Origin of the sequence: Streptomyces sp. NPDC049915 (genome assembly GCF_040656475.1) — a bacterium.
GTDB lineage: Bacteria > Actinomycetota > Actinomycetes > Streptomycetales > Streptomycetaceae > Streptomyces.
The window spans coordinates 1-9328 of sequence record NZ_JBFAMH010000060.1 but is presented as its reverse complement, the minus strand read 5'-3'; the positions used below and the strand labels follow the sequence as shown (position 1 = coordinate 9328).

Below are 9328 nucleotides of genomic sequence, written 5' to 3'. Positions count from 1 at the left end.
CGGGCCCTTACCGTCTGCCGCAGTGGTCAGCGGGCCAGAGCCGATCGGTGTCTCGCGTGTTCCAACGAGCCATTGGCAGGAACTGTGCGCGGAACCGCTTAGGGGCGTCTGCGGATCGCCGCGCCGGGACTGGAGCCCCCTGAGAAGTCCTCGGCGGTGGTGAGGGCCGCCAGAGCTTACCCATGACGCTGTGTCATGTCCGGCAATTCCAAGGGACAGCGCGGAGGACACGATGAGGCCGGCAGCGGCCGCGCCGCGATGCACAAGCCGGGTGGCCAGCGCCCTCTTTCCAGGTAGCAGCCCCCGGCCGCCCAGCTGGTCAGGGGCTGCTTCAATCAGGTCGACGGTCGGGTCAGAGCCCAGCGTGCTGAAGCAACCTTCGGACGATGCTGGTGATGATCAGCATCCTGAAGCGCGCCTCGTCCGCGCTGGAGCGGCCGGGGTGGGGACCCTCGGGGTGTGAGATGCCCCAGGCCCCCTGCATGAGTCGGCCCCACTTTTCGGGGACGACCTTTTTCTGGTCGACCATGTAGTTGATGGCGTTGCCCCCCCGCTACGCCCGTGTAGCCGTACTTCTGCGCGACTCGGAAGGGCTGCGCTCCTCGATGGCCAGCCGTCCTGGCGGACGCCTGGCCGTGCCGCGTTTGCGGTGTCCCTGGAAGAGGTCTCAAGAATCGAGCACGGCGGCGACGGCCTCGATCTCGACGAGTTGGTCCTTGTAACCGAGCACAGTGACGCCCATCAACGTGCTGGGGACGTCATGGTCAGCGAACGAGTCCCGGACTACCTGCCAGGCGGCCACCAGGTCCTCCCGCCGGGCCGATGCGACGAGAACCCGTGTGCTGATGACGTCCTTGAGTGACGCGCCTGAGGCAGTAAGAGCGGCCTGCATGTTCTCGATGGCCTTCGCTGCTTGGCCCGCGTAGTCCCCGATCGCTGCTGTGGAGCCGTCATCGTTCAGCGGACACGCCCCCGCAAGGAAGATCAGGCGTGACTCGGCGGGAGCCGTGGCCGCGTAGGCGTACTCGGCGACGTCGGACAGGGCGGTGGAGCGGATCAAAGTGATGGCACGAGCCACGGTCGTGGGGTCCTTTCCCCTCGGGTGTTCAGCGCGGACATCCTGCCAACGGCCAGTTGGCTTCCGCCTTCCCTTTTCTCGCCGCCCTGCAAGAACGCCGTCACATCTGCTCGACATTCACGAACCGCATGATCACCAACTGACTCCGGAACCAGTCGACAAACGCTGTTCCTAGACATCAACGAAGCCAGGCGGGGGGTGGCCCACCCGCGTGAAGCCTCCTACCACGAGCGCAGCACCGTCGCGGAGCCATTCGCCCAGCACAGCGGGAAGGATCTACCGTCGGCCGCGGCATCGGTGATGGCGAGGGCGAGGGTGGGCATGAACGCGCGGCAGTCACGGCTGGACGCCCTTCGCTCCCTGCGCGAGCGCGAGACAGAGTCCGTCTGCGGCTGGGTGCTGTCCACTGATGTGCCGCCCGGCCTCCAGCAGTTGCTGCAGACCGCGGCCGCCCAAGGCCTGGTCGAGCTCGCCGACCGGGAGGCCCGCGCGGAACTGTCCGCCTACGCGGGACGTCCGGTGCTGTGGGCCGCTCGCCTCAGCGAGCAGGGTCACGACGTCTTGACCTACCTGCACGCTGCTCCCGCCCCCACCCCGCACGGCACACCACCCACAGCTTCAGAGCAGGTGATCGAGCTGCGGCCCGCGCAAATGGACGCCCTGCGCGTCTACGCGAACCTTGCCCCGTCCTGCGCGTACCACCGGCCGACGGCCTCGTTGAGCGCGTACGCACCGCCTACTTCGACCGGCCAGGCAGCCGCTGGCGCATGACCCTCACAGTCGAGCAAATCGACTCGGTCGCCTACGCCTTCCACCTGCGCGCGCTCAGCGGCTCGGTGGCGGAGGCCAACTGGTTCGTCCGCGAATACGGGGTCACCCACCGTGCCGACCCGTCGACCGGCCGTCCTGTCGCCGTGCGTTCTCCAGGGCCCGCCGCGTCCGGCTGATGGCCAGGCTTGGGCAGCCCGCAACACCCCCAAGGGGGGCTCCCTCGCACCGCATACAACTGCCCAACACCGTTAGCGTCCGCGGCGAGCAGGTTGTACAAGCGGATGGAGCGGACTCATGCAGAACGACCAACCGAAGATCAGCGCCTTCGCGGGCCTGGCTGCCGCGGTGGCGGCGCTCGCCGTCTTCGTGTGCCCGGCACTGCTGCCGGTACTGGGGGTAGCGGTAGCGGTGTACGCCCTCTTCGCCGGCTGAGGGGCTCGGTCTCGGACAGCTGAGGGAGGCCTCTGCCCACCTGTCCTGCCTGGATCTTGGTGTGCTCCGCTCCTTCTCAGAAGTTGGCGCTTCAGCCCACGACCCGCGCCGTCACCGGCAGTCAGGCTACTGGCTGCGGACACCTCTTCAGCCTTGGCCGACCGGCCGCCGCCACATCGGCTGTGGATGGCATGAGTGAGAGCAGCGTGAGGACGTATCACCAGGGCGAGATCGCCCCCCTGGGGTCTACGAATGCGACTGCAGGCAACGCCGCGAGTACAGCATCGATGTGAAGGGCCACCGGTTCCCGCCCCTACGACAGCTGCATCGGCAGCGGCTGGCGCCGATCCCGCACTGGTACCCGGTCTGCAGCACGCCCTGGATCTCCTTCGTAACCTCCCCTCCTCCGAGGAAGAACTGGAGATGGAGTGGGCCCGGGGAGTCCTGGCGGCCGCCGGCATCGATCCCAAGCACGAAGTGCGCGCCATCAAGGCGCTGCGCGACGCCAAGCCGGAACTGTCGCTGGGGACCGCAGCGTGTCGTCCGTGGCCTCCCGTACCAGGTCCAGGTCGTCGAGTCGCCGGGGCCGCAGAACCAGTGCGTCACCGGCACGGATCCGGGGAACGTCGGAGGGAAGATTCATGCCCCCATCCTGACCCGCGGGCGAAGGGCGCCGGGCGCGCCCGCCAAACTCTCTCCACGGGAGGGACGTCCGAGGCTACGGCCATGACGATCGACGACTCGTAGCAGCCGACCCCGCGCCGCGGCAAGATCGTGGAGGCCCTTGCCAGGCGGAGCGGAACGTCTTCACCCGACCTGCGCCGAGATCCGACGATCTCCCGGTTTGGCGTCGATGTTGGTGAGAGTCGGTGACTGGGGTGGGGGTTCCTGGGCTGGTCCGAGTCTCCTGGACCGCATGGACATAAAGGGCATCTAATACGCCGCCGCGGCGTCGAAAAGGGGGACCTGCAAAAGGAGCCGCCCGGTGGCCTTGCCGTCGAACCGGCCGACCACGGTCTCGGACGTTCCCGAGGCGGGCTGACCACGAAGATCCACCTCGCCGTCGAGCAGAGGCAGAAGCCCCTGTCAGTGCTGATCACGGCCGGGCAGCGGGGTGACTCCCCGCAGTTCGAACCGGTCCTGGAGGCCATCCGGGTGCCCCGGCTGGGGCGTGGGCGACCCCGCCGGAAACCCGACCGGGTGCGGCCGACAAGGCGTACGACTCTCGCCGTGACAGGGCCTACCTGCGCAGACGTGGGATCAAGGCGACCATCTCGGTCCCTGCCGACCGTGTCCGCAGCCGCCAGAAGCTTGGGTCCCGGGGTGGTCGGCCGCCGAAGTTCGACTGGTCGTCGCAACACCCCAGCTCAGGGGATGCGATGGACTTCGAGGTTCGGGCGGATCGACGGCCCCAGGGCAGGCCGCGTCGAGGAGTTCGTGGGTCCGGGCGCGCAGGGCGTCGGCACTGCGATCGTCTCCGAGGTCCTCTTCGCGGCCGAGGTTGATGTAGCCGGGGCGGCCGACCGCGGCGAGCCCGAGCCCGATGTGGCAGGTCGGGGTGGTCGCGGCGGCCAGGCGGCTGAACGGCATGGAAGCAACTCCCTGCGCGACGGGCGGCGGGCGGGTCCCGCCCAATCCACCCAGGTGTGGGCGGTTCAGCCCGTGCTGACGCAGCGCGGCACGAGGGCGGGATCGGCCGGTCCGCGGCGCCCCAGGGCGTTGAGCACCCACTGTTGGACCAGCGAGGATTTGGGCGCCTGGTCGTGTTCGGTGGTGTCGAGCGGGCAGCGGTCCTGGAGCAGCACGTTGGTGACGTAGGAGCCGGGGCCGTCGAGGAAGGCGCTGGTGTACGGCAGTACGACCTCGTCGTAGCGGGTGGCGATCACCGTGTAGTCGGGACCGACCGGGGTCTCCGGATCGGCGTTGAGTTTCTGGAGGAAGTCGGAGCCGGCGGTCTGGTCGACACAGGAGGGGCACACGGTGGCACCGGCCGCGAGGGCGAGCGGGTTGCTGGTGCCGTGGTTGGACGGGACGATCCCGACCAGGTCGTCGACCTTGGTGGCGCCGCCGAGGAACTTGACGTAGTAGCGGGGCATCATGCCGCCCTGGCTGTGGCCCACGATGTCCACCTTCTTGGCGCCGGTGGCGCCGAGCACGGCGTTCACGAAGTCGCGCAGTTGCGCCGCCGAGTCCGCGATGGGGGCCGTCTCCGCGTCGCCGTACTCGAAGGAGAAGACGCAGTACCCGGCGCGGGCGAGCGCGGGCGAGAGGGTCAGCCAGTTCTCGTACGAGGTCTTGAAGGTGCCGTTGACCAGGATCACCGGCTGCGGGTGGGCGGCGTCCGGCTTGCAGGACCAGTCGTTGGCGCCGGGCGGCGGGGTGTCGGCCGCAAAGGCCGGTGTGGTGAGGCCGAGGGTGCACAGCGCGGCGACGGTGGTGGCGGCGAGGAGGCGGACGGCTCGTCTGGCATGGGTTGCGCGCATGACGTCCCTTTCGTGCTCGGGGAAGATCGACCGGCGTTCGGCAATGCCGAACGGGGTACCGGAATAGTTACTTCCGAGTAGAGAGACGTCAAGGTTTCGGCCAATGGCCGAAACCTTTCCGTTATCGAGCGGCCCGGACAGCACGAAGGCCCCGGACGTGATGCGCGCCCTGTACCCGCGCGACACCGAGGACCAGGCCGTGCTGCGCCCGCTGATCCGCAAACGGACCGCCCCGCCGTACGAGCGGGCCCGCCTCGCCGCCGACGCGCTAAAGCAGCCCAGGCCGTGCGGCGCGCGGACCGCCTGGGCTCCCGCACCCGGCAACGCACCGTCACCGTGCCCGCCGCCTCGAGGCCGCACCCGCGGCCGTTCCACACCGGCCGGAAGGCCGGCCGCGTCCCGGAGCAGACGACCGACGTCGACACGGTGGAGCAGACCCGCCGGACGCTCGCCGAAGCCGCGCTCGCCAGGGTCCAGGAAGGTGGCCGGGAGCGTGCTGCCCCCTCGTCCACGGCCCCCGACCGTACCGCCCCGGTGACGGCCCCGCCGCAACACACTCAGCAGCCCGGCACCCAGCACACACCGGGCCGGACCACAGGAGGAGTCACGCGAGCACCCCGGAAGAACAGCCCAGCCGGCCAACTGGACCGGCGACAAGGGATTCGTAGGCGGCACCAACGACGCCGACAGCGGCCTGGTCCACCTGGGCGCGCGAGAGTACGACCCGTCCACGGGCCGCTTCATCAGCGTCGACCCTCTCATGGACCTGACCGACCCCCAGCAGAGCAACGGCTACACCTACTCCAACAACAACCCGGTCAGCCTCTCCGACCCCACCGGGCTCCGCCCTGACGGCGTGTGCGGAGGAAACAGCAGCTGGTGCCGGTCGGATAACGTCCGCAACGATGTCGCGCAGCACCACAACGAATCCTGGCAGAAGACCAGTAGCGGCTGGATCTGGCGAGAATACGACGAGAGCAAGAGCGGCAAGCGCTGGTACCGGACGGCCTGCGTCGGATGCCGGGGCCAGTACTACATCCTGCCCAAGCGCAGCCTGAAGTGGACAGACGTCGTCGAAGCCGTCGGCTTTGTAAACCCAGAACTCAGCCCGATCACCGAGCTGGCTCTCGCCATCAATTCATACGCTGACGGCAACAACTACGAGTCCGCAAACCACCTGATCAACATGCTCCCCGGGATGAAGGCTGCGTGATCTCTGTTCGGCAGAGAAAAGCCACGAGGGAGCATCTCGTGCGTTTCGCACAACAGCTTCGACCCGAAGACTCCTGTTCTTCTTGAGGACGGCAGAACTAGGCGCATCGCTGAGCTGAAGCCAGGCGACAAGGTCCAGGCAGCTGACGCCGCAACAGGCAAGAAGAAGGGTGCCCGCCCTGTTACGGCCACGCACGTTCATCATGACAGCGACCTCGTCGACGTCACAGTGCAGGACGAACGAGGCGTCAACTCCGTCATCCACACCACGGCTCATCACCCCTTCTGGAACGACAGCCTCAAGAAGTGGGTCGATGCCGCCGAACTGAGTGTCGGGGACGAACTGAACACGGCAGACAATCGGCACGCCAAGGTGATCGGCGTCCACAATGCCTCAGGCGCCGCGGACATGTACAACCTGACCATCGCTGACCTTCACACGTACTATGTGCTAGCAGGGTCGACTTCGGTCCTGGTTCACAACACGAATTGCGTCATTGACGGAAGCGGTCCGGCCGAGGGGGTTCTTGAGGTTAGTGACCGTGTGAAGTCGGTCGGTGCGGTGAAGAACTTCAGCCCGAAGGGCGAGCGAGATTTCGTCTTCGATCCCACCACAGGGCGCTTCGCGACTGGAGCCGACCAAGGGGTTGGCGGCCATGACTTCCTGGGGAGCGCGGTTGGTGCCGACAAGTCGACAATGGTGGGAGGTCGGCTGCGCCGAGGGCCGAATGGCGCATTTCAGACCAATGAGTGGTCGGGGCACTACGGAATGAACTGGAATGACTCGGCAAGGAAGGCATTTCAGGATTTCATGGGCCAATACGGGATAACAGTTAGACACACCCCGAGCATGCATTGGTAGGCAAAGTGCAACCCTCGGCGGATCCTCCTCATGAGGCAGGCGCGGTGACAGCAAGTGATCTGATCGTCGAGCTCTCGGCTGTGCCCGAGAGGTGTTGGATCGTCTCTTCCTACCCGGATCAATCCGGAGCCGTTGAGTGGCTTCCGCTGGTGCAGATCAGCGTGACGGGAATTTGGTTGGGGCTCGACCGAAGGGCGGTGTGGACGCTGGGGAGGATTGAAGGTGCAGTCGAATCCTCGGCAGAAAACATTCCCTCGTCGTGGGTGACAATCCTGGATGGAGACGAGAAGTCGTTTCGAGTGGCATTGAATGCCGCTGCTGAACGACTTGGATTGTCATCTAAAAAGCTTCAAAAACTGATTCCCGTCGAGGAAATCCTAACGATGGCGATCAGAAGTCGAAGCAGCCACTGGGTGGAGCGAGCGGTTCACTGGATGTCGGAGAGGCATATCTCAGGAGAACATCTGCAGCTCCTCCAGGAATTGTCCACAGCTAAATGGGCAAATCAACGAACTCGACACATGGCCAGACGCCTAGTGAAGGCATCCGAGAAGTAAAAACGGTCAGATGCCCTCCCGGTCCTCCGGGAGGGCATCTGACCTACCGGCACATCCTCGAGCCGACGGCGGCCAAGCAGAAGGAAGCCCGAACCGCCTCCCACCGGGCAGCGGTGAACGACCTTCGGCGCCACGGCCTGGCCGTCGACGGCGGCCGCACGCGGGGCGGGGAGGAGACCCGGCTGCTCACGAAGGACGGTCTGGCCGCCGCCGCGATCGATCTGGACCGCGAGATGGAGGAGATGGGCGGCATGCCCAAGAGCGCGGGATGCTCCGGCGCCTCGCACCCGATGACGGTGAACGAGACGGTCATCGCGCTGATCCGCCCGAAGCCGAACATGGACAAGGTCGTGCGGGAGCCGGCCGAAGCGGTCGCGGCCGCGCGGGCCGCCGTCGACGCGCCCGACGGGATCGGCACCCTCGCCTCCTATGCCACCGAGGTCGCGCTCCCGGTGAAGGGCACCTGGAGGAACCCCGCGATCGGCAGCGCCCGCGCCGACGTCGGCCTGACCGCCCCGGAGGCCGGGGTGCCGCTGCTGTTCATCGAGGTCGACAACTGCACCGAGGAAGCCGTCCTCATCGCGAGGAAGTTCGACAAGTACGCCCGGTTTTTCCAGCGGCAGGAGAAGGACACCGACGGCATCGAGAAGCCGCTGTGGCGCACCCGCTGGTCCGCACCCGCCTCCGATGAGTACGAGCGGGTGCACCCGCCGGTCCTGCTCGTCTTCCACCAGGTCGGCCGGCGCTCCGCCAGGAACCAGATGGCCAGGGTCGCCGACCTCACCCGCCACCACTGGCAAGGGCGGTGGCATCCCGAGGGCGGCTACCACTCTTACGATCGCTGCATCCCGATCGTGGTGACCACGCTGGAGGAGCTGCGCGAACACGGCCCGGCCGGGCCCGCCTTCTGGCGCTTCGGCCGTGACCACCGCCAGCCGTTGTTGGACGCGATCGGCAATGGCCGCCGGGATGCCTACCTCGCCCGCCGCCACCAGGCCGCCCGGCAAGGGCAGCGACGCCGTGCAGAGCGGGAAGCCGCGCAGCGTGAGGCGCGGCGGCCGGTGTGCAAGGACTGCGGGCAGAAGTTCACCGACAACAGGTGGGAGGCGATCGGTTGCACCCGGGACTGGAGAAAGCGCCCATCGCACCCGCACCTGTGCGAGAACTGCCAGGACCGGGCCGTCGCAGCCGAGCAGCAGGCCGAAGCCGACGAACGCGAGCGCCAGGAGCAGGAGCGCCTGCGCCAGGAGGCAGAGGAACAGGCCGCCGCGCAGAAGGCCGGCGGCTGGCTCTCCCGCTTCCGCACCTGACCCGGGCAAGCCGCGGCGACCGACCACGCGGGCAAGCCCAAGGCGGTGCTGGGCAAGCCCGCGTTGTCGGTGGCGGCTGCAAGTCTTGGTCGGATGAACGGCGATGAGCAGCTGCTGAACGGCCGGGTCTACGGCGCGGAGCACGACGACCCCGACCCCGGACCGCTCCCGCACCGGACCTACGCCGAACTGGTCGGCGGCCGCTGGACGGTCTGCTGCTGGACATCCACGGCTGGCGGACCGAGGAAGTCGACGACGGCGTGGCCCTGTCCACCGAGCTGTCGTGATGTCCCGGTGGCCGCGCCCTGTACGACCCGCGCGCGCCCCGGCGAACCCCGCACACCCGGCCCCGGCGTCGCCTGCCGCTTCTACTGCTCCGGCGACACACCCTGACCAGCCCACGGCCGGCACCGCGCGAGCCGCTACGAGCCGGGCTCCTGGCGCAGATCCAGGTAGCAGCGCAGCGCACCCCCGGCTGGCCGCGCTCCCGGCTCGTGCGGTCCGCGGCCGCGACCTCCACCACGGCCAGCCCCTGTCCCAGGGAGCCTGGCCGGGAGCTACTCCAGGATGCCGAGCGCGGTGTCGTGGCGGCGGGGAAGGGGTTCGCCGCGTCGGTCGGCGGT

The 9328-nt window shown here is 67.9% G+C and carries 7 protein-coding genes and 4 pseudogenes; 8 read left to right on the top strand and 3 right to left on the bottom strand.

Annotation, left to right across the window (positions count from 1 at the left end; all coding sequences use genetic code 11):
• Positions 1-667: 667 nt before the first annotated feature.
• Positions 668-1078: a Rid family hydrolase gene (locus AB0J12_RS39255; protein ID WP_363269599.1), complete on the bottom strand. Its 411-nt coding sequence runs from the start codon at positions 1076-1078 to the stop codon at positions 668-670.
• 524 nt (positions 1079-1602) lie between these two features.
• On the opposite strand from AB0J12_RS39255, the gene AB0J12_RS39250 reads away from it, so the two are divergent.
• The 3 genes and pseudogenes from AB0J12_RS39250 to AB0J12_RS39240 form a co-directional block, all read left to right on the top strand.
• Entirely contained in the window at positions 1603-2025 is a 423-nt protein-coding gene (locus AB0J12_RS39250; protein ID WP_363269598.1) for a DUF6417 family protein, read from the top strand.
• Positions 2026-2143: 118 nt separating this feature from the next.
• Positions 2144-2281, top strand: a complete 138-nt coding sequence (locus AB0J12_RS39245; RefSeq protein ID WP_363269597.1) for a hypothetical protein — start codon at positions 2144-2146, stop codon at positions 2279-2281.
• Between the two features lie 1017 nt (positions 2282-3298).
• Positions 3299-3615: pseudogene (locus AB0J12_RS39240) on the top strand (transposase); the annotation flags it as partial.
• Positions 3616-3700: 85 nt separating this feature from the next.
• Here AB0J12_RS39240 and AB0J12_RS39235 read toward each other — a convergent pair.
• A pseudogene (locus AB0J12_RS39235) lies at positions 3701-3871 on the bottom strand (aldo/keto reductase); the annotation flags it as partial.
• 65 nt (positions 3872-3936) lie between these two features.
• Positions 3937-4764: an alpha/beta fold hydrolase gene (locus AB0J12_RS39230; protein WP_363269596.1), complete on the bottom strand. Its 828-nt coding sequence runs from the start codon at positions 4762-4764 to the stop codon at positions 3937-3939.
• Positions 4765-5401: 637 nt separating this feature from the next.
• Here AB0J12_RS39230 and AB0J12_RS39225 point away from each other — a divergent pair.
• The 5 genes and pseudogenes from AB0J12_RS39225 to AB0J12_RS39205 form a co-directional block, all read left to right on the top strand.
• Positions 5402-5977 (top strand): annotated as a pseudogene (locus AB0J12_RS39225) (RHS repeat-associated core domain-containing protein); the annotation flags it as partial.
• Between the two features lie 3 nt (positions 5978-5980).
• On the top strand, positions 5981-6838 hold the full coding sequence (locus AB0J12_RS39220; RefSeq protein ID WP_363269600.1) for a polymorphic toxin type 43 domain-containing protein: 858 nt from the start codon (positions 5981-5983) through the stop codon (positions 6836-6838).
• Positions 6839-6882: 44 nt separating this feature from the next.
• Positions 6883-7395 carry a hypothetical protein gene (locus AB0J12_RS39215; protein ID WP_363269595.1) on the top strand — a complete coding sequence of 171 codons (513 nt, stop codon included), beginning with the start codon at positions 6883-6885 and terminating at the stop codon, positions 7393-7395.
• Positions 7335-8705 (top strand): replication-relaxation family protein, encoded by a 1371-nt coding sequence (locus AB0J12_RS39210; protein ID WP_363269594.1) that lies wholly within the window; start codon positions 7335-7337, stop codon positions 8703-8705. Before AB0J12_RS39215 ends, AB0J12_RS39210 begins: the two co-directional genes overlap by 61 nt.
• Positions 8706-8798: 93 nt before the next feature.
• Positions 8799-9098, top strand: a pseudogene (locus AB0J12_RS39205) (hypothetical protein).
• Positions 9099-9328: the final 230 nt, after the last annotated feature.

Coding starts and splice junctions, on each gene's coding strand:
- AB0J12_RS39245 (WP_363269597.1), top strand. CDS start 2,144: ATGCAGAACGACCAACCGAAGATCAGCGCCTTCGCGGGCCTGGCTGCC.
- AB0J12_RS39230 (WP_363269596.1), bottom strand. CDS start 4,764: ATGCGCGCAACCCATGCCAGACGAGCCGTCCGCCTCCTCGCCGCCACC.
- AB0J12_RS39210 (WP_363269594.1), top strand. CDS start 7,335: ATGGGCAAATCAACGAACTCGACACATGGCCAGACGCCTAGTGAAGGC.